General features: G+C 74.0%; 21 protein-coding genes and 1 riboswitch. Of the genes, 10 read left to right on the top strand and 11 right to left on the bottom strand.

Annotated elements, in window-relative coordinates:
- From amaP to ABZ135_RS04220, 5 genes are read right to left on the bottom strand one after another with little or no spacing between them, the layout of a single operon-like run.
- Positions 1–588 (bottom strand): alkaline shock response membrane anchor protein AmaP, encoded by a 588-nt coding sequence (amaP, locus tag ABZ135_RS04200; RefSeq protein WP_356691575.1) that lies wholly within the window; start codon positions 586–588, stop codon positions 1–3.
- 4 nt (positions 589–592) lie between these two features.
- Positions 593–1,204 (bottom strand): DUF6286 domain-containing protein, encoded by a 612-nt coding sequence (locus ABZ135_RS04205; protein WP_356691577.1) that lies wholly within the window; start codon positions 1,202–1,204, stop codon positions 593–595.
- Positions 1,201–1,551: a hypothetical protein gene (locus tag ABZ135_RS04210; RefSeq protein WP_356691901.1), complete on the bottom strand. Its 351-nt coding sequence runs from the start codon at positions 1,549–1,551 to the stop codon at positions 1,201–1,203. The genes ABZ135_RS04205 and ABZ135_RS04210 overlap by 4 nt, the downstream gene beginning before the upstream one ends.
- Positions 1,552–1,566: 15 nt before the next feature.
- A complete protein-coding gene (locus ABZ135_RS04215) occupies positions 1,567–1,758 on the bottom strand; it encodes a hypothetical protein (protein ID WP_356691579.1) in 192 nt (63 codons plus the stop codon).
- A 30-nt stretch (positions 1,759–1,788) separates the two neighbouring features.
- Positions 1,789–2,244 (bottom strand): Asp23/Gls24 family envelope stress response protein, encoded by a 456-nt coding sequence (locus ABZ135_RS04220; RefSeq protein WP_356691581.1) that lies wholly within the window; start codon positions 2,242–2,244, stop codon positions 1,789–1,791.
- Between the two features lie 93 nt (positions 2,245–2,337).
- Here ABZ135_RS04220 and ABZ135_RS04225 point away from each other — a divergent pair, with 93 nt between their 5' ends.
- A complete protein-coding gene (locus ABZ135_RS04225) occupies positions 2,338–2,988 on the top strand; it encodes a hypothetical protein (protein WP_356691583.1) in 651 nt (216 codons plus the stop codon).
- A gap of 88 nt (positions 2,989–3,076) precedes the next feature.
- On the opposite strand, the gene ABZ135_RS04230 is transcribed toward ABZ135_RS04225, so the two are convergent.
- From ABZ135_RS04230 to ABZ135_RS04240, 3 genes are all read right to left on the bottom strand, one after another.
- Positions 3,077–3,895, bottom strand: coding sequence for an enoyl-CoA hydratase/isomerase family protein (locus ABZ135_RS04230; RefSeq protein WP_356691585.1), 819 nt, complete (start codon positions 3,893–3,895; stop codon positions 3,077–3,079).
- A gap of 129 nt (positions 3,896–4,024) precedes the next feature.
- On the bottom strand, positions 4,025–4,246 hold the full coding sequence (locus ABZ135_RS04235; protein WP_006123601.1) for a helix-turn-helix domain-containing protein: 222 nt from the start codon (positions 4,244–4,246) through the stop codon (positions 4,025–4,027).
- A gap of 341 nt (positions 4,247–4,587) precedes the next feature.
- Positions 4,588–6,186 carry an ABC-F family ATP-binding cassette domain-containing protein gene (locus ABZ135_RS04240; RefSeq protein WP_356691587.1) on the bottom strand — a complete coding sequence of 533 codons (1,599 nt, stop codon included), beginning with the start codon at positions 6,184–6,186 and terminating at the stop codon, positions 4,588–4,590.
- Between the two features lie 257 nt (positions 6,187–6,443).
- Here ABZ135_RS04240 and ABZ135_RS04245 point away from each other — a divergent pair, with 257 nt between their 5' ends.
- Together ABZ135_RS04245 and ABZ135_RS04250 are read left to right on the top strand one after the other, a co-directional pair.
- The gene (locus ABZ135_RS04245) at positions 6,444–7,334 is read left to right on the top strand and encodes a neutral zinc metallopeptidase (protein ID WP_356691589.1); all 891 of its coding nucleotides are present in this window, start codon (positions 6,444–6,446) and stop codon (positions 7,332–7,334) included.
- An 84-nt stretch (positions 7,335–7,418) separates the two neighbouring features.
- Positions 7,419–7,820 (top strand): VOC family protein, encoded by a 402-nt coding sequence (locus tag ABZ135_RS04250; protein WP_356691591.1) that lies wholly within the window; start codon positions 7,419–7,421, stop codon positions 7,818–7,820.
- 45 nt (positions 7,821–7,865) lie between these two features.
- Here the strand turns inward: ABZ135_RS04250 and ABZ135_RS04255 are convergent, their stop codons facing one another.
- From ABZ135_RS04255 to ABZ135_RS04265, 3 genes are all read right to left on the bottom strand, one after another.
- The gene (locus tag ABZ135_RS04255) at positions 7,866–11,837 is read right to left on the bottom strand and encodes a hypothetical protein (protein ID WP_356691593.1); all 3,972 of its coding nucleotides are present in this window, start codon (positions 11,835–11,837) and stop codon (positions 7,866–7,868) included.
- A gap of 180 nt (positions 11,838–12,017) precedes the next feature.
- A complete protein-coding gene (locus ABZ135_RS04260) occupies positions 12,018–13,313 on the bottom strand; it encodes a hypothetical protein (RefSeq protein ID WP_356691595.1) in 1,296 nt (431 codons plus the stop codon).
- A gap of 295 nt (positions 13,314–13,608) precedes the next feature.
- Entirely contained in the window at positions 13,609–14,736 is a 1,128-nt protein-coding gene (locus ABZ135_RS04265; protein ID WP_356691597.1) for an alpha/beta hydrolase, read from the bottom strand.
- Positions 14,737–15,074: 338 nt separating this feature from the next.
- On the opposite strand from ABZ135_RS04265, the gene ABZ135_RS04270 reads away from it, so the two are divergent.
- From ABZ135_RS04270 to ABZ135_RS04300, 7 genes are all read left to right on the top strand, one after another.
- A complete protein-coding gene (locus tag ABZ135_RS04270; protein WP_356691599.1) occupies positions 15,075–16,337 on the top strand; it encodes an inorganic phosphate transporter in 1,263 nt (420 codons plus the stop codon).
- A gap of 24 nt (positions 16,338–16,361) precedes the next feature.
- A complete protein-coding gene (locus ABZ135_RS04275) occupies positions 16,362–16,583 on the top strand; it encodes a hypothetical protein (protein ID WP_356691601.1) in 222 nt (73 codons plus the stop codon).
- A gap of 174 nt (positions 16,584–16,757) precedes the next feature.
- A riboswitch (cobalamin riboswitch) is annotated at positions 16,758–16,831 on the top strand.
- Between the two features lie 55 nt (positions 16,832–16,886).
- Positions 16,887–17,861, top strand: a complete 975-nt coding sequence (locus ABZ135_RS04280) for a cobalamin biosynthesis protein (RefSeq protein WP_356691603.1) — start codon at positions 16,887–16,889, stop codon at positions 17,859–17,861.
- Complete coding sequence (locus ABZ135_RS04285) at positions 17,858–19,366, top strand: cobyric acid synthase (protein WP_356691605.1); 1,509 nt, start codon at positions 17,858–17,860, stop codon at positions 19,364–19,366. Before ABZ135_RS04280 ends, ABZ135_RS04285 begins: the two co-directional genes overlap by 4 nt.
- 174 nt (positions 19,367–19,540) lie before the next feature.
- On the top strand, positions 19,541–21,589 hold the full coding sequence (locus ABZ135_RS04290) for a putative cobaltochelatase (RefSeq protein WP_356691607.1): 2,049 nt from the start codon (positions 19,541–19,543) through the stop codon (positions 21,587–21,589).
- A complete protein-coding gene (gene cobO / locus ABZ135_RS04295) occupies positions 21,589–22,197 on the top strand; it encodes a cob(I)yrinic acid a,c-diamide adenosyltransferase (RefSeq protein ID WP_356691609.1) in 609 nt (202 codons plus the stop codon). Before ABZ135_RS04290 ends, cobO begins: the two co-directional genes overlap by 1 nt.
- Positions 22,191–23,552 (top strand): cobyrinate a,c-diamide synthase, encoded by a 1,362-nt coding sequence (locus ABZ135_RS04300; RefSeq protein WP_356691611.1) that lies wholly within the window; start codon positions 22,191–22,193, stop codon positions 23,550–23,552. The genes cobO and ABZ135_RS04300 overlap by 7 nt, the downstream gene beginning before the upstream one ends.
- Positions 23,553–23,554: the final 2 nt, after the last annotated feature.

Raw genomic sequence — 23,554 nt, forward strand, 5'->3', positions numbered from 1 at the left:
TCAGGTGACCCGCCGGGCCCGGTGCTTGACCGCCCGCAGCCGGGCCTCGGTGGGCAGGGCGGCGAGGCCCGTGGACCTACGGGCGTTGCCGAGGGCCTCGGAGGACAGTCCGGTCAGGGCGTCGCCCGGGGAGGCGTAGGGCTCCAGGAGCAGGGCGACGCGGGTGCGGGGCGCGGCGCGGTGGCCGGTGAGCGCGACCCGGGCCCGGACCACGCCGTCCTGGGCGGCCGCGTCGGCCTCCAGGACGGCTTCCAGGGCCCGGCCGCGCAGCACGGCCTCCTCGCCGTCGCCGCTGTCGACGACGACCTCGGCGAGCCGGGCCCGCCGGAACTGGGCGATCAGCCACCACAGGGCGAGCAGCACGAGGAGCCCGAGCACGGCGATGACCACCGGCCACCACCAGCCCTCGCCGCGCCAGCGCTGCCGCGCGGAGCGGCCGAGCAGCACGTCGTGGGGGCCCGACCAGGGCCACCAGGAGGGTACGGACAGGTCGAGGCCGGCGGCGAGCGCGGCCCCGCCGCCCGCGAGGAGCAGCAGGCCGGCGAGGGCCAGCACGATCCGGTTGACGCGCCGGAGCACGCGGGTCATTCCGTCACCCCTTCCTGGCCGGCCGGGCCACCCGTACCGTCAGGTCCGGCGGGTGGGCGAGGCCGAGTTCGTCGATGCGGCCGGCGAGGACGGTCTCCAGGTCGCGGCGGACGTCCTCCAGTTCCCGGAAGTGGGAGACGGCCCGCACGGTCGCCTTGGTCCGGCCCATCCGGACCCGTACGGACTGGACGCCGGAGACCTCCATGGCGCGGTCGCGCAGGGCGAGCGCGGCGGCCTCGCGGTCGAGGCCGGCGCGGACGTCGGGGTGCTCGTGGCGCATGGGCAGCACGGACCGCAGGCCGGGGGTGAGCGCGAGCACCAGGAGCCAGAGGCCGAGGAGCACGGCGAGGGCGGCGCAGGCGAGGGTCCAGGCGTTGTCGAGGGTCCGGGTGGCGAGGTCGTCGGCGAGGGAGCGGCGCCAGGCCATGGCGCTGCGCTCGGCGCGGACGGCCGCGATGTCGTAGAGGAGCAGCCCGGCGCCGCCGAGGACGACGGCGGCCAGGAGGGCGGCGGGGATCCGCCGCACGGCCCAGAACCGGCGCCCGGCCCTCGGCGGGGCCGCCCGCTCGTCCTCCGCGAGCACGGGTACGGACTCGGGCTCGGTCGCGCCGCTCATGCCAGTCGCCCCCGTTCCCGGTGGTGCGCCGTGCGGGCCGAGTGCAGCCGCTCGACGTGCACGGCGACCTCGTGGACCTCGATGCCGGCGAGTTCCTCGACCCGGCGGCGGACCCGCCCCCGGACGGCGCCGCACCGGCGGCCGATGTCGGAGGGGTAGTCCAGTTCGAGGCTCACCGAGACCCGGGCGACGTCACGGTGGACGACGACCGAGGCGTGCGGTGCGGAGCCGCCCTCGGGGACGGCTTCCAGCGCCTCGCGGGCCGCCTGGGCGGCGATCTTCGCGACGACCCGGTCGGCGATCGTGGTCGCTCCCCGGGCGGCGGGCCCCACCCGGTCCTTCACCAGCTCCGCCACCCCGGGTCACCGCCGCCGTTCGCCGCGCTCGCGACCCCGGAAGAGGTCGCCGGGTTCCAGATCGCCGTCGACGAAGCGACCGACGATGAAGCCGATCGCTCCCAGCGCCGCGACCAGGACGAACGCCCCGAAGCCGCCGAAGTACCCGGCGAAGCCGAGCGCCATGCCGGCCACCAGGCCGATCATCGCCATGCTCATGCTGAGCCCTTTCCGTCGTGACGTCACCCGCTACTGGAGTCGGTTCTCCGGTTCTTCTTCCTCTTCATCCGGCAGCTTGACGTCGCTGACCGCGATGTTGACCTCGACGACCTCGAGGCCGGTCATGCGCTCGACGGCGGCGATGACGTTCTCCCGGACGGCGCCCGCCACATCGGAGATCGAGACGCCGTAGTCGACGACGATCTCCAGGTCGAGCGCGGTCTGCACCTCGCCGACCTCGGCCTTGACGCCCCGGCTGGCACCGGATTTCGCGCTGCTTCCGCCGGGCACGCGGTCGCGGACGGCGCCGAGGGTGCGGGAGAGTCCGCTGCCCATGGCGTGGACGCCGACGACGTCGCGGGCCGCGAGGCCGGCGATCTTCTCGACGACGCCGTCGGCGATGGTGGTCCGGCCCCGGGAGGCCGGATCGCCGCCGCCCCGCTTGGTCATCGGGTTCTGCTGGTCGGAGTGCACGCTGTCAGCCATCGTCACTCGTCCCTTCCGTGAAGGTTCGGCCTTGTTCGCCCACATTAAGGGCGCTTGCCCGGCTTCGCGCCGGGAATGCGGCAGGCTGGAGCAATGACGACGGCTGAGGTGTGGCGCACGACGGACCGGCTGCTGCCGCTGGGGGAAGCGGCGGACGGCGCGTGGATCGCCGAGCAGGCAGTACAGGAGCTGCTGCTGACGGCAGCACAAGGAGTACGGGGGGTGGTGCCGGCCCGCCCGAGGTTCCGCCTCGCGGAGCCCGGCCCGGACGCGGGGATCCCCGTCCCGCCGGGGGGACTGCCTCCGGGCGATCTCCGCGTCTCCCTGGAATTCGCGGCGGTGACGGGCCGCCCGCTCCCCCAGCTCGCGAGCCGGCTGCGGGTCGCGCTCCTGGACGCGGCGGAGGGCACGCTGGGCCTGTCGGTGGCGGAGGTGAACCTGCGGATCACGGACCTGCTCGACGCGCCGCCGGATTCCCCGCCGCCCGTTCCTCCACCCGGGCGAACCTCCCCGCCCACCCCCGACGACCCGGCGGCCCTGGCGGCCCTCGCGGTCCCGGGCGTGGCCGCCCTGACGGACGCCTTCGGCGCGCCCGTCGTCCGTACGCCCACGGGTCTGCGCGTCGAGGTCGCGGTCACCAAGGACCACCACCCCCTGACGGTCACCCGCGCACTCCGCACGGCGGTGACGGCCGCGGCACCGGAAGCGACGACGGTCACGGTGGTGGTGTCGGAACTACGGTGAGCCACCCGGCCACGGAGCCGCCCGTGGGGGCCCCGGAGGGTCTCCCACGGGCCCACCCACGAACCGGCCCGGCATCAACCGGTAGGGCTCAGTCGCCCAGCCCCGCCAGGTCCCGCAGCCGCCGCGCCTGGGCGGCGCGCTCGGCGACGCGCTGGTCCTCGTACGAGCGGCCGGCGACGCCCTGGAGCAGGGCCTTGGTCTCGATGACCGCGGAGCGCGGCGCGGCGAGCAGCGCCGCGGTGAGGTCCCGTACGGCGCCGTCGAGTTCGGCCGCGGGCACGGCGAGGTTGGCGAGGCCGATCCGCTCGGCCTCCTCGGCGTGGACGAAGCGCCCGGTGGCGCAGATCTCGAGCGCGCGGGCGTAGCCCACGAGGGAGACCAGCGGGTGGGTGCCGGTGAGGTCGGGTACGAGGCCGAGGCTGGTCTCGCGCATGGCGAACTGCACGTCGTCGGCGACGACCCGCAGGTCGCACGCGAGGGCGAGCTGGAAGCCGGCGCCGATGGCGTGGCCCTGGACGGCCGCGATCGACACGATGTCGCTGCGGCGCCACCAGGTGAACGCGTCCTGGTATTCAGCGATGACCGCGTCGAGGTCCTCGTCGGATCCCCGGGCCATGTCGAGGAAGGACGGCTCGCCGTCGAAGCCCTCGGGCGTGAACGCCTGCCGGTCGAGGCCGGCGGAGAAGGACTTGCCCTCACCGCGCAGGACCACGATCCGCACGCTGCCCGGCAGTGACCGGCCGGCTTCCGTCAACGCCCGCCACAGAGCGGGAGACTGGGCGTTGCGCTTCGCCGGGTTGGTCAGGGTCACCGTGGCAACGGCGTCCTCGACGGTGAGCCGTACACCGTCCTTGTCGAGAACGAGCTCTGCGCGCTCTTCGTGCTCAGAGTCGTGGAGCGAAGTCATGGGGCGCCTCCGGTTCCGGTGCAGCACTGCATCCGATGCTAAGTGACTGCACAGTAACCACCCGGTCGGCCTCACGGCCGACCGGGTGGCCACCGAGAGACCCGGTGGCCCGATCGAGCCGCCCCGATGTCAGGCCGAGGCCGCCTTCTTGCCCCGTGTCGCTCCGCCGCGTCCGCGCAGCGTGACTCCGGACTCGCTGAGCATCCGGTGGACGAATCCGTAGGAGCGACCGGTTTCCTCGGCCAGCGCCCGGATGCTCGCACCGGAGTCGTACTTCTTCTTCAGGTCTGCCGCGAGCTTGTCGCGCGCGGCGCCGGTCACCCGGCTGCCCTTCTTCAGAGTCTCGGCCACCCGTGCCTCCTCATGGGAAGTGCGCTCTGGACTTCTCATGATCACCCCTCCCGGACGTCCTGGCCACCCATTCGACAAGGTCCGTGCCATTCGCTTGGCGCGAGCGGCGGCGACGGCCACGAGCGGAATTGATCGTTCCGCGCCGCGCGGAGCCCTCCCCGCCTCCCGCCCCGCCGGGAATCCCCAGGTCAGGGCCGCGCTGCGGAAACGGAAGCGGCGCGGCCCTGACGGAAGGATTCCGCAGCGGCCGCGCCGGGGGGTATGAGAAGCACTCACTCAGATGAAGGATCACCCATGAGCCGAATGATCCAGCCCCGCATGATCCATCCGGTGCCGCGGGGTCAGGCCAGGGCCACCAGGTCCGCGTAGTCCGCGCCCCACAGGTCCTCGACGCCGTCCGGGAGCAGGATGATCCGCTCCGGGTCGAGCGCCTCGACGGCGCCCTCGTCGTGGGTGACGAGCACGACCGCGCCCTTGTACGTGCGCAGCGCGCCGAGGATCTCCTCGCGGCTGGCCGGGTCCAGGTTGTTGGTCGGCTCGTCGAGGAGCAGCACGTTCGCGGAGGACACGACCAGGGTGGCGAGCGCGAGCCGGGTCTTCTCGCCGCCGGAGAGGACGCCGGCCGGCTTGTCGACGTCGTCGCCGGAGAACAGGAAGGAGCCGAGCACCTTGCGCACCTCGACGAGGTCGAGGTCGGGAGCGGCGGAGCGCATGTTCTCCAGGACCGTGCGCTCGGGGTCGAGGGTCTCGTGCTCCTGGGCGTAGTAGCCGAGCTTGAGGCCGTGGCCGGGCGTGACGGTGCCGGTGTCGGGCTGCTCGACACCGCCGAGCAGCCGGAGCAGGGTGGTCTTGCCTGCGCCGTTGAGGCCGAGGATGACGACGCGGGAGCCCTTGTCGATGGCCAGGCTCACATCGGTGAAGATCTCGAGCGAGCCGTAGGACTTGGACAGGCCCTCCGCCGTGAGCGGGGTCCTGCCGCAGGGTGCGGGGTCCGGGAAGCGCAGCTTGGCGACCTTGTCGGAGACCCGGACGGCCTCGAGGCCGGAGAGCAGCCGCTCGGCGCGCTTGGCCATGTTCTGCGCGGCGACGGTCTTGGTCGCCTTGGCGCGCATCTTGTCGGCCTGCGAGTTGAGGGCGGCGGCCTTCTTCTCGGCGTTCTGGCGCTCGCGCTTGCGGCGCTTCTCGTCGGCCTCGCGCTGCTGCTGGTAGAGCTTCCAGCCCATGTTGTAGACGTCGATCGTGGAGCGGTTGGCGTCCAGGTAGAAGACCTTGTTGACGACGGTCTCGACCAGGTCGACGTCGTGGGAGATGACGATGAAGCCGCCGCGGTAGGACTTGAGGTAGTCGCGCAGCCAGACGATCGAGTCGGCGTCGAGGTGGTTGGTGGGCTCGTCGAGCAGCAGGGTGTCGGCGTCCGAGAAGAGGATCCGGGCGAGCTCGATGCGGCGGCGCTGACCGCCGGAGAGGGTGTGCAGCGGCTGGGCGAGGACCCGGTCGGGCAGGCCGAGGGCGGCGGCGATGGTGGACGCCTCCGCCTCGGCCGCGTAGCCGCCCTTGGTGAGGAACTCGGTCTCCTGGCGCTCGTACTGCCGGAGGGCCTTCTCCCGGGTGGCGCCGCTGCCGGTGGCGATGCGCTCCTCGTTCTGCCGCATCTTGCGGATGAGGACGTCGAGACCGCGGGCGGACAGGATGCGGTCGCGGGCGAGGACGTCGAGGTCGCCGGTGCGCGGGTCCTGCGGGAGGTAGCCGACCTCGCCGGAGCGGGTGATGGTGCCGCCGGCCGGCTGGCCCTCGCCCGCGAGGCACTTGGTGAGGGTGGTCTTGCCCGCTCCGTTGCGGCCGACCAGGCCGATGCGGTCGCCCTTGGCGACACGGAAGGACGCGGACTCGATGAGGACGCGGGCGCCGGCGCGCAGCTCGATGCCGGAAGCGGTGATCACGGACAGACTCCAGGGCGGTGGGAAACGGCGGAAGGACGGCTGGATGGGGCTTCGACGCCGCTAATGCACGGGGAGAATGGCCATGCGGCCAGTCTAACGGCCCCCTGCAACTGCTTTTAGGCCACAGATCACAGGCAGGGCATTTCGCGACATTCCCCACATCCGCCGTGCGCGCCCCTCTCGCCACGAACGCCCGCACAACGGGTAGAAGTCCCCGGACTCCTCGATACTCGGCAGAAACGCGGAGGGCGGTGGCCATGCAGTTCGACGACGACGCCAACCTGGACACCTCGGAGGTCAAGGACGTCCGGGGCAGTCGTATCCCGGGCGGCAGAGCCACCGTCGGTGGCGGGATCGCCGGCGTCATCGCCCTGGTCCTGGGCCTGCTCTTCGGGGTGGGCCCGGAGGAGCTCGGCCTGTCCTCCGGCGGCGAGGAGCCGGCCCCCACCTCCTCCTCGGCGGCCGAGGTGGACCGGACCTGCCGGAAGGGCTCGGACGCGAACACCCGCGAGGACTGCCGGATCGTGGCCGTCGTCAACAGCGTGCAGGACTTCTGGCGGGCCGAGTACCAGCGGCGCGGCGGGCGGTACGCGACCGCGTCGACGGTGATGTTCAGCGAGCGGGTCCCCACCGCCTGCGGCACCGCGAGCTCGGCCGTCGGCCCGTTCTACTGCCCGGGCGACCGGCAGGTCTATCTGGACCTGGGCTTCTTCGACGAGCTGCGCACGAAGTTCGGCTCGACCGGCGGGCCCTTCGCGCAGGCGTACGTGGTGGCGCACGAGTACGGCCACCACGTGCAGAACCTGATGGGGACGCTGGCCCGGGCCCAGGACGGCCGGACCGGTGCCGGCTCCAACGCTGTACGGGTCGAGCTCCAGGCCGACTGCTACGCGGGCGTGTGGGCGCGGCACGCGACGACGACGCCCGACGACAGGACCGGCCGGCCGCTGCTCACCCGGCTCACCGACCAGGACGTCCGGGACGGCCTGGACGCGGCGGCGGCGGTCGGCGACGACCGGATCCAGGAGCGCTTCCAGGGCCGGGTGACCCCGGAGAACTGGACGCACGGATCGGCGGCGCAGCGGCAGCAGTGGTTCGAGCAGGGATACCGCACCGGCGACATGGCGCGGTGCGACACCTTCCGCTGAGTCCCCGCGTTGTCGGTGGCGGCTGCCAGACTGAGATCCAGGTCACATCGAGGATCCAGATCGCATCGAGAGGAAGTGATCGGGATGGCCGAGGCACCCGACATCTGTCCGACGCTGACGTACGAGGACGCGAAGGCCGCCATCAGGCAGCTCACGGAGGCGTTCGGCTTCACCGCGGACGCCGTGTACGAGGGGGAGGACGGCCTGGTGGTGCACGCCGAGCTGTCCTACGGGAACGGGACGGTGATGCTCGGCAGCAAGGGCACGGGCAGCGAGTTCGACAAGCTGATGACCGGCGCCGGCCCGGCCGGGGTGTTCGTCCACGTGACCGACGTGGACGAACACCATGCCCGGGCCGTGGCGCACGGCGTCGAGATCCTGATGCCGCCGACGGACCAGGACTACGGCTCGCGGGACTACATGGCCCGGGACGCCGAGGGCAACGTCTGGAGCTTCGGGACGTACACCCCCGGCACGGGGGGATAGGGACGGGCCGGTCGTCGCGGCCGGCCCGTCCGGCTCCGCTCGGGATCAGCCGGCGTAGTAGCCGTTCAGATCGGCGATCACCTGCGTCGCCCCCGAGTGATTGACGAAGCTGACCCGGCCGTCCACGACGGGCACCACCACCAGGTTGGAGATGGTCTCGCCCTTCGTGAAGTTGAGGTTCGAGACGCCCGGCAGCGGTCGCCCGTGCGGGTGGACGCGCAGGAATCCGTCGCTCGTGGGGCCGGTGACGGTCACGTTCAGGACGACCGCCTTGACGTCCGCCGCGGGGACCCCGTGCACACCGCCGACCTGGATGCTGACCACACCGCCGGGTCCGACCTCGCCGGCCCGCGCGCCGAGGCCGGCCCGGGTGTCGAGCAGCCGGGTCGGCACGGTGGAGGTGAAGGGCGCTCCGGCGCCGGAGAAGTAGCCGGTCACGTCCGCGAGCAGGTCGACCGTGCCCGCGCTGTTGCGCAGGGCGACCGTGCCGTTCACCACCGGGACCACCACGAGGTTGGGCAGCGTCCGGCCGGCCGTGTAGTTGATGTTCGACACGGCGGGCAGGGGACGGCCGTCGGGGTGGACGGTGACGAAGCCGTTGGCGGTCGGGGCGACGGCGGTGACGTTCATGACGACCGCCGTCACACCGGTGGCCGGAACACCGTGCACACCGGCGACCTTCAGCTTCACCGTGCCACCGGCCCCCACCCGCGCCTTCGGCGCACCGAGACCGGAACGGGTGTCCAGGAACCGCGTCGGCTCGATGGACGTCATCGCGGACCCCCGGTCCGGTGCCGTCGTGTAGTAGCCGGCGACGTCCGCGATCAGGTCCACGGCTCCCGAGCTGTTGTACAGGTTCACCGACCCGTTGCGGACGGCCACCGTCACCAGGTTGGAGAGGGTGCGCGGCGCGGTGTAGTTGAGGCTGGACGCCGCCGGCCTGGGCTCGCCGTCGGGGTAGACGGTGATGAAGCCGCTGCCGGTCGGGGCGACCGCGGTGACGTTCATGACGACCGCCGTCACACCGGTGGCCGGAACACCCTGCACACCGGCGACCTTCAGCTTCACCGTGCCACCGGCCCCCACCCGCGCCTTCGGCACACCGAGACCGGAACGGGTGTCCAGGAACCGCGTCGGCTCGACCGGCACGAACCGGCCGGGGGTGGCCGTGGGCGGGGCGGTGACGGTGTACGCCTGGCGCAACTGAGTGGAGCCGTCGACGACCAGGTCGTAGGTGCCCGGAGGCAGGTCCCGCGCGCCCAGCAGCACCGTGAGGGCGGTTCCCTCGGCGTTGACCGACACCGTCGGGTTCATCGGGGAGTCGTTGGACGCACTGTCGTTGCGCAGCGAGATCTCGGTGCCGAGCGTCAGGCCCGTGCCGTACAGCACGACCTGGCCGGCCGTGCCGGCGGGCCCGCTGGTGCTGCTCAGCCGGGTCACCTCGGCCGGCTTCGGCCAGGGGGAGCAGCCCTGGTCGCAGACGCCCTGCAGCGAGTACTCCAGCGGGGCGCGCGCGGTGCCCGGGCGCAGCAGGAAGACGTAACGGCCGGCGGACGCGTGCGCGGTGGTGAGGCAGCGGAAGCGGAACTGTCCGTAGGTGCCGCTGCACTGGTACGAGAGGTCGGTGGTGCCGTCGAAGGAGCTGTCGGCGAGCAGGGTCGTCCAGGCCGTCTCGGTGCCGGTGGCGCTGTCCGTGCCGACCACCTCGAACGCCTGGTTCGGCTTCATGTCGATGACCGCGCAGTAGGCCGTCCGTCCGGTCTCCGTGAAGGTGCCGCTGCGCAGCGGGAAGCCGGCCGGGGACAGCGTGTCGGCCGTGCACTGCGGGGCCCAACCGGCCGAGGTGGCCATCCGCCAGGTGTCCAGGCGGACCGGGATCGCGGTGCCGTTGTAGCCGGAGGCCAGGGCGAAGACGACGTACGAGGTGGAGCCGGTGACCCGGCAGGTGGCGCCGGGGTTCAGGCACCGGATCGTGCCCTTGGCGTCGGTGACGCCCAGCATCGCGCCGGTCTTCCACGCGGCGCCGGGGGTCCGCACGGAGAACATCATCTTGTCGGTGGCCGCTGCGGTGACGCGCAGGCACATGCTGTCCAGGGCGGAGGTGAACGTGTCGCCGGTCGACGCCCCGCCCACGGTCAACGACGCGGGGGCCGCGCACGTGGCCGTCGCCGAAACGTCCCGCCGGACCAGGCGGTAGGTGTCGGGCGTGTAGCCACGCGCCGACAGCAGCGCCGTGTACGGGGTGCCGCTGGTGAAGGCGCACACCGCGGTGGAGGTGGCCCCAGTGCCGCAGACCTTGTTGCCGGCGCTGTCATGGACGAGCACCGAGGCGTTGGCCTGGTTGCTGTCGTTGGCGTAGTCGAGCATCTCGGCGGTGGAGTGCGCGGCGGCGGGGACGGACAGGCACGCGGTGCGCTGCCCCTGCGGGTCGGTCCTCACCTCGGCGCCCCAGGTGGCGCCGAACGCGGACTGTGCCCACGGGGTGCAGCCCGCGGCCTCGCCGGTGCGCTGGACGACGAGCCGGTAGGTGCCGCTTTCGGGGCCGGCGAGGACGACGTGGAAGGGGGCGATGCCGGTCAGCTTGCAGACCGTCGGGGCGTACTCGTTGGCGCACTGGGGCACGCCCTTGGCGTCGAACACCTTCAGGTCGGGGTGAGCGCCGTCGGAGGTGGCCCGGTCGACGAGGTAGAGCCCGCGGCCGGAGGATGTGGGCAGGCTGCGGCACAGGCTCTGTCCGGCGCCGGTGAAGGTACCGGTCGCGGGCCCGGAGGCGAAGCCGTCGTCGCGGGTCGCGGTGCAGCCCTCCGTGCCGCGGGTGGCGTGGAAACGGATGCCGTACGGGCCGGTGCCGGTGCTCGCTCCGTCCCGCGCCCAGGTGTAGTCGCCGATCGCGAGCTCGCAGGGCTTGTCGGGGGCGGCTGCGCACACGGCCGTGCCGTCGGCCTTGAAGAGGCGGCCGGTGACGCCCTCGCCGACCGGGGCGTGGACGTACGGTCCGGCGGCCGGGACGTGCAGGAGACGGCAGCGGGCGGTGGAAGAGGCGTCCGGCACCGTGCCGTAGGTCTGGGGCTGGACGGCGGGGCAGCCGGCCGGGCGGGAGAGCCGGGCGAAGGAGAGCGTGTAGTCGTGGGCACGGCCCGCGTCGTCGTTCACCAGGACCCGATAGGGCGCGGTGCCCGTGAGGGCACAGTCGAGGTCGCCGGAGCTGCGGGAGCGGGTCGTGCACACCTCGGCGCCGGTGGCGTCGTGGACGGAGACGAGGACCCAGTACTTGGAGACGTGGGCGCGCAGGACGTCGCCGGCGGCCAGGGGCAGGGCGTAGCAGTGGCCGGCCGCGCCGGCAGCCAGGGAGCCGGTGAACTCCTCGGGCGCGCCGAGCGTGGTGCCCGACGCGGAGACGGCGGTGCAGGCCGGGGTGCCGAGCAGCCCGGTCCAGGACACGGAGAACCCGCCGCCGTAGCCCCAGCCGTCACGGACGCGCAGGGTGTGGACGCCCTCGGCGGTGGTCGGGCAGCGCAGTTCGCCATATCCGCTGTCGAGGCGTTCGCAGGCGAGAGCGCTGCCGCCGGGGGCGGTGAGCGTGGCTTCCAGCGTCTGTCCGCGGGCGGCGATGAGCTGCACGTAGAGGACGTCGGGCGAACGGCCGGCGTCGAGCGTGAACTCCGTCGAGGCTCCTGCCGGAAGTTCGGCACAGGTATGGACGGTGTCGGGTGCGAGGGCACCGGCACAGGTGTCGGTCTCGGCGGCGGCGGTGAGCGCCGCGATCTCGCGGGCCGCCTCGGCGGACGGGGACGCGGGGCCCTGCTTCGTCGCGGGGGCCTGCGGTGTCCGGGGCGCGGTGTGCGGTGCCGCGGGCGAGGCGGTCGTGGCCGGTGCGGTGACGGCGGCGGCCGTGGCGGCGCCGCCGATCAGGGAGGCGAGGACGGTGAGGACCAGGGCGACGAGCGCGAGCGGCGTACGGCCGCGGCTGCCGGCTTTTCTGGTCCGCGGCCGTCTGCCCATGGGCAGAGGTGACATGCGGATTCCCCCCAAGGAATGTGTGGGCCCTGCCCCTGTGGACGGCACAGGGAGGCTCAGGGCGACGCATTCTATTCGGGAGTCGATCACTCGTTCCCATGAGTTTCGCGGAGGTGGGCCCTGCGGACCGGGCAGGGGCGGTCCGCAGGGCCGGGCCCGCGCCGGTGAAACCCCGCCCCGTCAGGCGCCGCCCGTGTGGACCTGGAAGGCGGCCCTGCGGACCGCCTTGGCCAGGGCCGGGTCGGGGTGGGCGGCGGCGAGGGCGACCAGGACCTGGACGGTGCGGGGGTGGCCGACGGCCCGGACCTCGTCGAGCAGGGCGGGGACGGTGCCCTGGACGGCGGAGTCGAGGTGGCGCACGAGCAGGGCGCTCTCGCCGTGGTCGGCGACGGCCGCGGCGGTGTCCACCCAGAGCCAGGTGGCCTCCTCGCGGGTGAGCACCTCGGGGGCGTCGTCCGGGTCGGCGCCCTCGTACTCGGCGAGCCAGAGCAGGGCGTACGGCCGGAGCGAGGGTTCCGTGAGGGCGGCCCTGACCTCGGGCTCGGCGGGGGCGCCGACGACGCGGAGGGCCTCGAAGGCGAGGCCGCGCAGCAGGGCGTCCTCGCCGCGGGCGACGGCGAGCAGCTCGGCGACGGCGCTGGAGAGGGTGCGGGCGGCGAGCCAGGCCCGGTACTCGTCGCGGGCCGGGCCGGGGCTGAGCCGGGCGCAGCCGCGGAGCATGTCCTCGGCGGACTGCTCGATGTTGCCGGCCGGGCTCTGGGCGGCGACGCAGATCTGCTCCAGCTTGACCCACACGGCCCAGTTGCCGAGGGGGGTGAGGGTGGCGTGGCGGCCGTCCGGGCCCGTGCCGAGGGTGAGGGCGCCGACGGCGGCGAGGCCCTCCAGGGCCCAGTCGAGCAGGGCGGGCAGACCCTCGGCGGCGGGTGCCGTCGGCTCGACGGCGGCGCCGGGGGCCGGGACCTCGCAGCGCTCCTCGCGGAGTTCGTCGACGCGCTGGCCCAGCAGGTCGAGCAGGCCGGCCACGGCGACGGGTCCGGCGGAGAGCTGGAGCAGGGAGAGGACCTGGGGGACGGCCTCGACGACCTCGGCGACGGCGCCGGGCGCCACGTCCTCGGGGGCGGGGTGCGCCAGCGACCAGGCGTCGAAGAGGGCGACCCAGCCGCGCAGCACGGCGGAGTCGTCCCGGTCCCATGCCTGGAGCCGCCAGCCGGGGCGGGCGGTGTCGCCGTGCAGTTCGACGAGTCCGGCGAGCCGGGCCCGGTCCCAGCCGGTCCTGACCTGTGCGGGGGTCAGATCCAGGGCGTCGGCGGCCCGTTCCCCGTCGGGGGGTGCCGTCTCGGCCTGCCGCTCGACGGCGGCCCACCGGGCGATCCGCACGGCGTCGGCCAGGACCGCCCGTGCCTGCCGGGCGAGTTCCGCCCGGGGCGGGGTTCCCTCGGGGGGCCGGGGCGCCGGGCGGGTGCGCCGGTTCGTCACGGCCCTTCGCGCGGTGGCGAGGGACCGCGGACGGACGAGTCGGAGTCTGGAGTTGCGCGCCAATGGTTCATCGGGCTTTCGAGACGTCACGGAGGCAGTCTTCCCGCTGACGGCCCGAAAGCCCAATCGGAATCCGGAACGCCGGGGCGGCGGCGCCGCCTTCGCCGCACCGGGGCCCCGTCCGGCCTCCGTTCACCCCCGGCCCGGCCGCCGGCCCGGCGTTCCGACGCGGCGCCCGTCGCGGCGCCCGTCGCGGCGTCCGTCGCGGCATCCGGCGGGGCGTGGGAGCCGGGCCTCAGACCAGGGGGGTGAGGAAGCGGCGGAGGGCCTCTTCGTAGCGCAGCGGGTCGGCGTTCCACATCGCGGCGTGCGGCGCCTCAAGGACCGGGGTGAGGGTGACCAGGTCGGGGCGGAGCTCGGCGAGGCGCCGGGAGCGGTCCCAGGGGGCGAGGGTGTCGTCGGGGCCGTGGAGGACCAGCACCGGGACGCGCAGGGCGCGGGGGTCGGCGGCCTCCTGGAGGCGGTCGCCGTGGAGGCCGGTCCTGCCCTGGGCGGCGCGGACGGCGAGCGGGAGCAGGGGGCCGGGGACGCGGCGGGCGGAGGCCAGGTTGCGCAGGGTGGCCTCCCAGTCCAGGACCGGGGAGTCGAGGACGAGGCCGCGGATCCGGTCGCGCATCCCGGAGCTCGCGGCGGCGTGCAGGGCCATCGCGGCACCGGTGCCCCAGCCGTGCAGGACGACGTTCGCGGCGCCGCGGCGGACGGCGTAGCGGACGGCGGCGTCGACGTCGCGCCACTCGGAGTCGCCGAGGTGGGCGAGCCCGTCGGGCGCGGCGGGCGCGCCGAGGTCGCCCCGGTAGGCCGGGACGAGGACGGGGATCTGCCGGCGGTGGAAGAAGGGGAGCAGGTTGAGCGGGTGCTCCCGGGTGGTGCCGAGGCCGTGCAGGGCGATCACCCAGGTGGCGCGCGCGCCGGGCACGACCCAGGCGGGCAGCCCGCCGAGTTCGCCGGGGATCTCGACCTCCTCGTAGGGCAGGCCGAGGGCGGTCTCGGGGGTGCCGCGGTGGAGCTGGGGGGTGAGGCGGACCCGGTCGCCGGGGGCGAGGGCGCCGAGCTCGACCCGTTCGAGCCGGCGCACCACCGTGTCGGCGGTGTGCGGCACCCGGTCGAGGACGGGGCCGACGACGGCGTGCAGGCCCTCGGCCTCGATCCCGTACGTGCCGGGGCGCAGGGAGGCGAGGCTGCGGGTGAGGGTGATCCGGCCGGGCCCCGTGGCGTGCACGGTGAGTCTGGGGTCTCCGGGGAAGGGGCGTCCGGACGGCACCCCGAGGGCGGCGTCGCTGGCGTACCGGCCGGCCGCCACCGCGGCCGCGCCGAGACCGATCACTGTGGTGACGGCCGCTGCCGTCGCTGTAGCCGGGCGCACGCTCCCAGTGTCCGCAGCGGGGCCCCGCCGTGCCACCGGGCGGCCCTTCCTTCGAGTGACGTGGGTCTCCTCGCCGGGGTCCTCCGTGCGGCTGACGTGTCCACGGGGCGATACGGGACGGGAGCGGCGGAAGCGGCACAGCTCGGCCGCGCGCCGGAACCGTGCGGATTACCCGGGGTCGCACGGTGACCGCATCGTGGACAGGGGCCCGCGGAGGGCGGAAGCGGAATCTCCCGGCACCGGTTCGGGTCACCATGCCGCCCGGCCCAGTTCACCTTCCGTTCACCCAGGTTGCCTACGTTCGTCGAGCCACTGACGTCAAACGATTGCCTGGGTAAATGGAACACATCACGCTGCTGCTCGCCATTGTGGTCGTGACAGCTCTCGTGTTCGATTTCACGAACGGTTTCCACGACACCGCCAACGCGATGGCCACGACCATCTCGACCGGTGCCCTCAAGCCCAAGACGGCGGTGGCCATGTCCGCCGTGCTGAACCTGGTCGGCGCGTTCCTGTCGGTGGAGGTCGCCAACACGATCTCCAAGGGACTCGTCAACGAGGAAGGCATCCAGCCCGAAGTCATCCTGGCCGCCCTCGTCGGCGCGATCCTCTGGAACCTGGTGACCTGGCTGGTCGGACTCCCCTCCAGCTCCTCCCACGCCCTGATGGGCGGCCTCATCGGCGCGACCGTCGCCTCGATCGGCCTCAGCGGCGTCAACGGCGGCGTCGTCGTCACCAAGGTGCTCCTCCCCGCGATCGCCGCCCCGCTGGTCGCCGGTGTGGCCGCGATGATCGCCGCCCGCCTGACGTACCGCCTCGACCGGAACGCGGACGCCAAGACGACCGCGAAGGGCTACCGGGCCGGCCAGATCGCCTCCGCCGGTCTCGTCTCCCTCGCCCACGGCACCAACGACGCGCAGAAGACCATGGGCATCATCACCCTCGCCCTGGTCGCCGGCGGCACCCTCGCGCCCGGCTCCAACCCGCCGGTCTGGGTCATCGTCTCCGCCGGTGTCGCGATCGCGCTCGGCACCTACCTCGGCGGCTGGCGCATCATCCGCACCATGGGCAAGGGCCTCACCGACCTCCAGCCGCAGCAGGGCTTCGCCGCCCAGACCAGCGCGGCCACGGTCATCCTCGCCTCCTCCAACCTGGGCTTCTCCCTCTCGACCACGCACTCCTGCTCCGGCGCCGTCATGGGCGCGGGCCTGGGCCGCAAGGGCGGCGTCGTCCGCTGGTCGACCGCCACCCGGATGTTCGTCGCCTGGGGCCTGACCCTGCCGGCCGCCGGTCTGGTCGGAGCCGGTGCCGAGTACGTGGCCCGCCAGGGCGACTGGGGCGTCTACACCGTCGCCGCCTTCCTGGTCGCCTCCTGCCTCGCGATCTGGCTGATCTCCCGCCGCCAGGTGGTCGACCACACCAACGTCAACGACGTCGAGACCGAGGCCGAGCCCGCCGGCGTGGTCACCACCGCCATCGCGGCCGTCACCCCGCCGCCGGCCGGCTCCGTCGCCGCCGTCACGGACGAGGGCCTGAAGGCCACCATCCCCGCCCCCGGCACGGCGGACCCGACCGCTCCCCCGGCCCCGGCCACGGTCTGAGCAAGAGGAACAGGAAGCACACGCATGAAGATCGACTGGGCAGCTCTCGGCTCCGTCTTCGGAGTCAGCCTCGTGGCGACCGTCGCCCTCGTGGCCCTCTTCACCCTCGGCATCGTCGGCCTCTCCAAGCAGGAGCAGGCCGCCGCCCAGGGAGGCTCCGCCGCCCTGGCCCGCACCGGCGCCTACGCCTGCTTCGCCCTGTGCGCCGCCGCCGTGGCGTACGGCATCTATCTGATCGTCGCCTGAGCCGACGACCGGACAACCGGACGACCTGACGGCCGGGCGGTCCGCGCCTCGTGTGCGGGCCGCCCGGCCGCCGTGTTTGTGGTGCTTCGCACAGTGACCCGTCGCAGGTCAAGGGTGAGTTGACGGCTGTTCGGGGGGCGTGGTGGACTGCCGAGGCCAGTACGGCGGCAATGGAGAGGAAGCCCGGTGCGATTCCGGCGCGGTCCCGCCACTGTGACCGGCCCCGAGGGGCCGGGAGCCAGGAACTCTCGCCGCCGGTCACGTCGATCCAGGGCGCGGACCCTGAGTGAGGACAACAGCGCCATGCCCGGCCGCGGCCCCAGACTTCCCCGCACCACCCGTGTCTACGCCTACGGAGCGGCCGCCGGCCTCGCCGTCGATCTGCTCGTCGGCGACCCCCGCCGCGGCCACCCCGTCGCCGCCTTCGGCCGGGCCGCCGCCGCGGTCGAGCAGCGCCTCCACCGCGACCACCGCGGACGCGGCGCCCTGCACACCGCCGTCTGCGCCGGCACCACCGTGGCCCTCGGCGCCCTCGCCGCCCGGACGGTCCGCGGCAGCCACGCCGCCTCCGTCGCCCTGACCGCCGCCTCCGTGTGGGCGGTCGTCGGCGGTACGACCCTGGGCCGGGAGGCCCGCGCGATCGGCGGCGCGCTCGCCGCCGGCGACCTGGAGGTGGCCCGCGAGCGGCTGCCCCATCTCTGCGGCCGCGACCCGCAGTCCCTGGACGGGCCCGCGATGGCCCGCGCGGTCGTCGAGTCGGTCGCCGAGAACACCTCGGACGCCGTCGTGGGCGCCCTCTTCTGGGGAGCCGTCGCGGGCGTGCCCGGCCTGCTCGGCTTCCGGGCGGTCAACACCCTCGACGCGATGGTCGGCCACAAGTCGCCCCGCTACCGGCGCTTCGGCTGGGCCTCCGCCCGCCTCGACGACCTGGCCGGCTGGCCAGGGGCCCGGCTCACCGCCGTCCTCGCCACCGCCGCGGGCGGGAACCCCCGGGGCGCGCTGCGGGCCTGGCGGGCCGACGCCGGGAAGCACCCCAGCCCCAACGCGGGCCCGGTGGAGGCGTCCTTCGCGGGCGCCCTGGGCGTACGGCTCGGCGGGACCCTGTCGTACGGCGGACGCGTCGAACACCGGCCCGTGCTCAACGGGGAGGGGCGGGCCGTCGAGGTGGCCGACATCGACCGGGCGGTCCGGCTGTCCCGCCGGGTGACCTGGCTGACCCTGGCCGCCTGCGTGGGCGGCCGGATCCTGACGAACGCGGTGAAGCGGAGGTACGCATGAGGGGCGGGGGGCTGCTCGTCGCCGGGACCACGTCCGACGCGGGCAAGAGCGTCGTCACGGCCGGCATCTGCCGGTGGCTGGTCCGGCAGGGCATGAAGGTGGCGCCGTTCAAGGGCCAGAACATGTCCCTGAACTCCTTCGTCACCAGGGAGGGCGCCGAGATCGGGCGGGCGCAGGCCATGCAGGCCCAGGCCGCCCGGGTCGAGCCGACCGCCCTGATGAACCCGGTGCTGCTCAAGCCGGGCAGCGACCGCTCCAGCCAGGTCGTGCTCATGGGCAGGCCGGTGGGCGAGCTGAGCGCCCGCGGCTACCACGGGGGCCGGCAGAAGGAGCTGTTCGAGCCGGTCCTCGCCTGCCTGGAGGAGCTGCGCAGCACGTACGACGCGGTGATCTGCGAAGGCGCGGGCAGCCCCGCCGAGATCAACCTGCGGCGCACCGACATCGTGAACATGGGCATCGCGCGGGCGGCGAAGCTGCCCGTCGTGGTGGTCGGCGACATCGACCGGGGCGGGGTCTTCGCCCAGTTCTTCGGGACGACGGCGCTGCTGGCGCCCGAGGACCAGGCGCTGGTCGCCGGCTATCTGGTGAACAAGTTCCGGGGCGACGTCACCCTGCTCGAACCGGGCCTCGACATGCTCCACGACCTGACCGGCCGCCGGACCTTCGGCGTCCTGCCGTACGCGCACGGGCTCGGCATCGACGAGGAGGACGGCCTGCGGGTCTCGCTGCGGGGCGCGGTCCGCGAGTCCGTCGTGGCGCCGCCGCTCGGCGCGGACGTGCTGCGGGTCGCCGTCTGCGCCGTACCGCTGATGTCCAACTTCACGGACGTGGACGCGCTCGCCGCCGAACCGGGGGTCGTGGTGCGGTTCGTCGACCGCCCCGAGGAGCTCGTCGACGCCGACCTGGTCGTCGTCCCCGGCACCCGCGGGACGGTGAAGGCGCTGGCCTGGCTGCGGGAGCGCGGCCTCGCCGACGCGCTGGCCCGGCGGGCCGCCGAGGGGCGGCCGGTCCTCGGCATCTGCGGCGGCTTCCAGGCCCTCGGCGAACACATCGACGACGAGGTCGAGTCGAAGGCGGGCGCCGTCGACGGGCTCGGGCTGCTGCCGGTACGGGTGCGGTTCGCGCCCGAGAAGACCCTCGCCAGGCCGGTGGGCGAAGCCCTCGGTGAGCCCGTCGAGGGGTACGAGATCCACCACGGCGTGGCCGAGGTCCTGGGCGGCGAGCCGTTCCTCGACGGCTGCCGCGTCGGTGCCGTGTGGGGCACCCACTGGCACGGCTCCCTGGAGAGCGACGGCTTCCGCCGCGCCTTCCTCCGCGAGGTCGCCGCGGCCGCCGGGCGCGCCTTCGTCCCGGCCCCGGACACCTCCTTCGGTGCGCTCCGCGAGGAGCAGCTCGACCGCCTCGGCGACCTGATCGAAGAGCACGCGGACGCGGACGCGCTGCTCCGCCTGATCGAGAAGGGCGCGCCGGAGGGGCTGCCGTTCGTGCCGCCGGGTGCGCCGTGAGGTCGCCGACGGCGGTATCCCCGCGGGTGCGGGGAGCACTTGTCCTCTTCCAGCCCAGGTGCGTCCAACGGGGGACCATCCCCGCGTGCGCGGGGAGCACCGCATCACCTTGGCCCGACACGGCCCCACAGACACTTCCCACCGCAGCAGTTCCCTCGAAAGGGGTACCGGTCTATGGCCTCCGCTCACTACCCGTTCACCGCGGTCGTCGGTATGGACGACATGCGGTTGAGCCTGCTGCTCAACGCGATCTCGCCAGGCATCGGCGGTGTGCTGGTCCGAGGTGAGAAGGGGACGGCCAAGTCGACGCTTGTACGGAGCCTTTCGGCCCTATTGCCCTCGTTGGACGTCGTCGCGGACTGCCGCTTTTCGTGCGCCCCGGAGGCGCCCGACGCGGAGTGCCCCGACGGGCCGCACGAGCCCGGAACGGGCGTCTCTCGCCCGACGCGCCTGGTCGAGCTGCCTGTCGGCGCGTCCGAGGACCGGCTCGTCGGCGCCCTCGACATCGAGAAGGCGCTGGCCGAGGGTGTGAAGGCTTTCGAGCCCGGACTGCTGGCGCAGGCGCACCGGGGGATCCTGTACGTCGACGAGGTAAATCTCCTGCACGACCACCTCGTTGACCTCCTTCTCGACGCCGCCGCCATGGGCGCCTCCCACGTCGAGCGCGAGGGCGTCTCCGTACGGCACGCGGCCCGTTTCCTGCTCGTCGGGACCATGAACCCCGAGGAGGGCGAGCTGCGGCCGCAGCTTCTCGACCGGTTCGGGCTGACCGTGGAGGTGGCCGCCTCCCGTGAGCCCGAGCAGCGGGTGGAGGTCGTCCGGCGGCGGCTCGCGTTCGAGGACGACCCGGCGGGCTTCGCCGCGCGCTGGGCGGGCGAGGAGGCGGCGCTGCGCGAACGGATCGTCGCCGCGCGGGAGTTGCTGCCGCAGGTGGTCCTCGGGGACGCGGCGCTGCTCCAGATCGTCGCGACCTGCGCCGCGTTCGAGGTGGACGGCATGCGCGCCGACATCGTGATGGCGCGGACCGCGACCGCGCTCGCCGCGTGGGCGGGGCGCACGGAGGTGACCTCCGACGACGTGCGGCAGGCCGCGCTCCTCGCGCTGCCGCACCGCCGGCGCCGGGCACCGTTCGACGCGCCCGGTCTGGACGAGGACAAGCTCGACGAGACCCTGGAGCAGTTCAAGGGCGAGGAGCCGGACGAGGACCCGGAGCCCGACGGTCCCGGTGACGGCGGCCCGGGGGGCGGCGGTGGCGGTGGCGGTGGCGGGATCCCGCCGCAGGGCGAGGGGCCGGCGGCCGAGCGCGACGGCGCGGCGCCGGAGGAGTCCCCGGCACCGACATCGGCCCCGCAGGGCGGCGGCTCGGGACCCGGTGAGCGTGCCGCGGTGAAGGCCGGTGAGCCGTTCCGTACGAAGATGCTGAGCGTGCCCGGTCTCGGCGAGGGTGCCGCCGGGCGCCGTTCCCGGGCCAGGACCGCGCACGGCAGGACGACCGGTGCCACCCGGCCCCGGGGCGCGCTGACGAAGCTGCACCTGGCGGCGACGGTCCAGGCCGCCGCCCCGCACCAGAAGGCGCGGGGCCGCAGCGGGCCGGGTCTCGTGGTGCGCCGGGACGATCTGCGGCAGGCGACGCGGGAGGGCCGGGAGGGCAACCTGGTCCTGTTCGTGGTGGACGCCTCGGGGTCGATGGCGGCGCGGCAGCGGATGAGCGCGGTCAAGGGCGCGGTGCTGTCGCTGCTGCTCGACGCGTACCAGCGGCGCGACAAGGTGGGCCTGGTGACGTTCCGTGGCCGGGACGCGGAGGTCGCGCTGCCGCCGACGTCTTCCGTGGACGCCGCCGCGGCCCGTCTGGAGCAGTTGCCGACGGGTGGGCGCACTCCGCTGTCGGCGGGGCTGCTGAAGGCGCATGACGTGCTGCGGGTGGAGCGCCTTCGGGACCCGTCGCGGCGCCCGCTGCTCGTGGTGGTGACCGACGGCCGGGCGACCGGCGGCGGCAAGGACCCGGTGGGGCTCGCCGCGCGTGCCGCGCGGCTGCACGCCGCCGAGGGCACGGCCGCGGTGGTGGTGGACTGCGAGACCGGGCCGGTGCGGCTGGGTCTCGCCGGGAGCCTCGCCCGTGATCTGGGCGGGACGGCGGTGACGCTGGACGAGCTGCGCGCCGATTCGATCGCCGGGCTCGTCAGGAACGTACAAGGCAACAGCTCTACGAGGAGGGCCGCATAGTGCCGCAGGGACAGCCGACCGTCGTGCCGGACGACGGACTGACGACCCGTCAGCGTCGTAACCGGGCGCTGGTGATGGTGCACACGGGCGTCGGGAAGGGGAAGTCGACCGCCGCCTTCGGCATGGCGCTGCGCGCCTGGAACCAGGGCTGGCCGATCGGGGTGTTCCAGTTCGTCAAGTCCGCCAAGTGGCGGGTCGGCGAGGAGAACGCGCTGAAGGCGCTGGGTGAGACCGGCAAGGGCGGCACGGTCGTCTGGAACAAGATGGGCGAGGGCTGGTCCTGGATCCAGCGCGAGGTGGCCGAGGGCGAGCAGTCGCACGAGGACAAGGCGCGCGAGGGCTGGGAGCAGGTCAAGCGGGATCTCGCCGAGGAGCGGTACAAGTTCTACGTCCTGGACGAGTTCGCGTATCTGCTGCACTGGGGGTGGATCGACACCGCCGAGGTGGTGGAGGTGCTGCGGAACCGTCCGGGGCAGCAGCACGTGGTCATCACCGGCCGCAACGCCCCTCAGGAGCTGATGGACTTCGCGGACCTGGTGACGGACATGTCGAAGGTGAAGCACCCGATGGACGCGGGTCAGAAGGGCCAGCGGGGCATCGAGTGGTAGCACGTCTCGTCATCGCCGCGCCGTCCTCGGGCGCGGGCAAGACCACGGTCGCGACGGGCCTGATGGCCGCGTTCGCCGGCCGTGGTCTGGCGGTCTCCCCGCACAAGGTGGGTCCGGACTACATCGATCCGGGCTACCACGCGCTGGCGACGGGGCGCCCGGGCCGCAATCTCGACGCGTACATGTGCGGTACGGAGCTGGTCGCGCCGCTCTTCGCGCACGGGGCGCGGGGCTGTGACCTGGCGGTCGTCGAGGGCGTCATGGGTTTGTACGACGGGGCGGCGGGCCAGGGCGAGCTGGCGTCGACCGCGCAGGTGGCGAAGCTGCTGCGGGCGCCGGTGGTGCTGGTCGTGGACGCCTCGTCGCAGTCGCGGTCGGTGGCGGCGCTGGTGCACGGCTTCGCGTCGTGGGATCCGCAGGTGCGGCTCGGCGGGGTGATCCTGAACAAGGTGGCCACCGACCGGCACGAGGCGCTGCTGCGGGAGGCGCTGGAGGAGTCGGGTGTGCCGGTGCTCGGCGTGCTGCGGCGGGCGCCCGCGGTGGCGACGCCGTCGCGGCATCTGGGTCTGGTGCCGGTGGCGGAGCGGCAGGCGCAGGCCGTGGCGGCGGTGGCGGCGCAGGCGGAGCAGGTGCGGGCGGGCTGTGACCTGGACGCGCTGCTGGCGCTGGCGCGGTCGGCGCCGGAGCTGGGCTGCGCGCCGTGGTCGGCGCGGGAGGCCGTGGGGCGGGCGCCGGCCGGCGTGGCGCCGCGGGTCGCCGTCGCCGGTGGTGCGGCGTTCACGTTCTCGTACGCGGAGCACGCGGAGCTGCTGACGGCGGCGGGCGCGGAGGTCGTCACCTTCGATCCGCTGCGGGACGAGCGGCTGCCCGAGGGGACGAGCGGGCTCGTCATCGGCGGCGGTTTTCCGGAGGTGTACGGGGAGGAGCTGTCGGCCAACGAGCCGCTGCGCGAGGCGGTGGCGGAGTTGGCCGCGGCGGGGGCGCCGGTCGCGGCCGAGTGCGCCGGGCTGCTGTATCTGGCGCGGTCGCTGGACGGGCGGCCGATGTGCGGGGTGCTCGACGCCGACGCGCGCATGTCGGAGCGGCTGACGCTGGGTTATCGGGACGCGGTGGCGGTGAGCGACAGCGTGCTGGCGGCGTCGGGGACGCGGATGCGGGGGCACGAGTTCCACCGGACGGTGATCGAGCCGGGCGCGGGTGAGCGGGCGGCCTGGGGGCTGCGGCAGCCGGAGCGCCGGGTGGAGGGCTTCGTACGGGGCGGGGTGCACGCGAGTTATGTGCACACGCACTGGGCGGGGGCTCCGGGGGCCGCCGTGCGGTTCGTGGAGCACTGCGCGGGCGGGCCGGTCGCGTGAGC

It is taken from the genome of Streptomyces sp. NPDC006339 (assembly GCF_040612775.1).
In the GTDB taxonomy this organism is placed as follows: domain Bacteria; phylum Actinomycetota; class Actinomycetes; order Streptomycetales; family Streptomycetaceae; genus Streptomyces.

What these genes read in the sequence shown, in the direction of transcription:
- ABZ135_RS04275 (WP_356691601.1), top strand. Translation starts at nt 16,362, where the DNA reads ATGAAGATCGACTGGGCAGCTCTCGGCTCCGTCTTCGGAGTCAGCCTC.
- amaP (WP_356691575.1), bottom strand. Translation starts at nt 588, where the DNA reads ATGACCCGCGTGCTCCGGCGCGTCAACCGGATCGTGCTGGCCCTCGCC.
- ABZ135_RS04250 (WP_356691591.1), top strand. Translation starts at nt 7,419, where the DNA reads ATGGCCGAGGCACCCGACATCTGTCCGACGCTGACGTACGAGGACGCG.
- ABZ135_RS04215 (WP_356691579.1), bottom strand. Translation starts at nt 1,758, where the DNA reads ATGAGCATGGCGATGATCGGCCTGGTGGCCGGCATGGCGCTCGGCTTC.
- ABZ135_RS04285 (WP_356691605.1), top strand. Translation starts at nt 17,858, where the DNA reads ATGAGGGGCGGGGGGCTGCTCGTCGCCGGGACCACGTCCGACGCGGGC.
- ABZ135_RS04220 (WP_356691581.1), bottom strand. Translation starts at nt 2,244, where the DNA reads ATGGCTGACAGCGTGCACTCCGACCAGCAGAACCCGATGACCAAGCGG.
- ABZ135_RS04245 (WP_356691589.1), top strand. Translation starts at nt 6,444, where the DNA reads ATGCAGTTCGACGACGACGCCAACCTGGACACCTCGGAGGTCAAGGAC.
- ABZ135_RS04290 (WP_356691607.1), top strand. Translation starts at nt 19,541, where the DNA reads ATGGCCTCCGCTCACTACCCGTTCACCGCGGTCGTCGGTATGGACGAC.
- ABZ135_RS04225 (WP_356691583.1), top strand. Translation starts at nt 2,338, where the DNA reads ATGACGACGGCTGAGGTGTGGCGCACGACGGACCGGCTGCTGCCGCTG.
- ABZ135_RS04205 (WP_356691577.1), bottom strand. Translation starts at nt 1,204, where the DNA reads ATGAGCGGCGCGACCGAGCCCGAGTCCGTACCCGTGCTCGCGGAGGAC.
- ABZ135_RS04255 (WP_356691593.1), bottom strand. Translation starts at nt 11,837, where the DNA reads ATGTCACCTCTGCCCATGGGCAGACGGCCGCGGACCAGAAAAGCCGGC.
- ABZ135_RS04230 (WP_356691585.1), bottom strand. Translation starts at nt 3,895, where the DNA reads ATGACTTCGCTCCACGACTCTGAGCACGAAGAGCGCGCAGAGCTCGTT.
- ABZ135_RS04280 (WP_356691603.1), top strand. Translation starts at nt 16,887, where the DNA reads ATGCCCGGCCGCGGCCCCAGACTTCCCCGCACCACCCGTGTCTACGCC.
- ABZ135_RS04270 (WP_356691599.1), top strand. Translation starts at nt 15,075, where the DNA reads ATGGAACACATCACGCTGCTGCTCGCCATTGTGGTCGTGACAGCTCTC.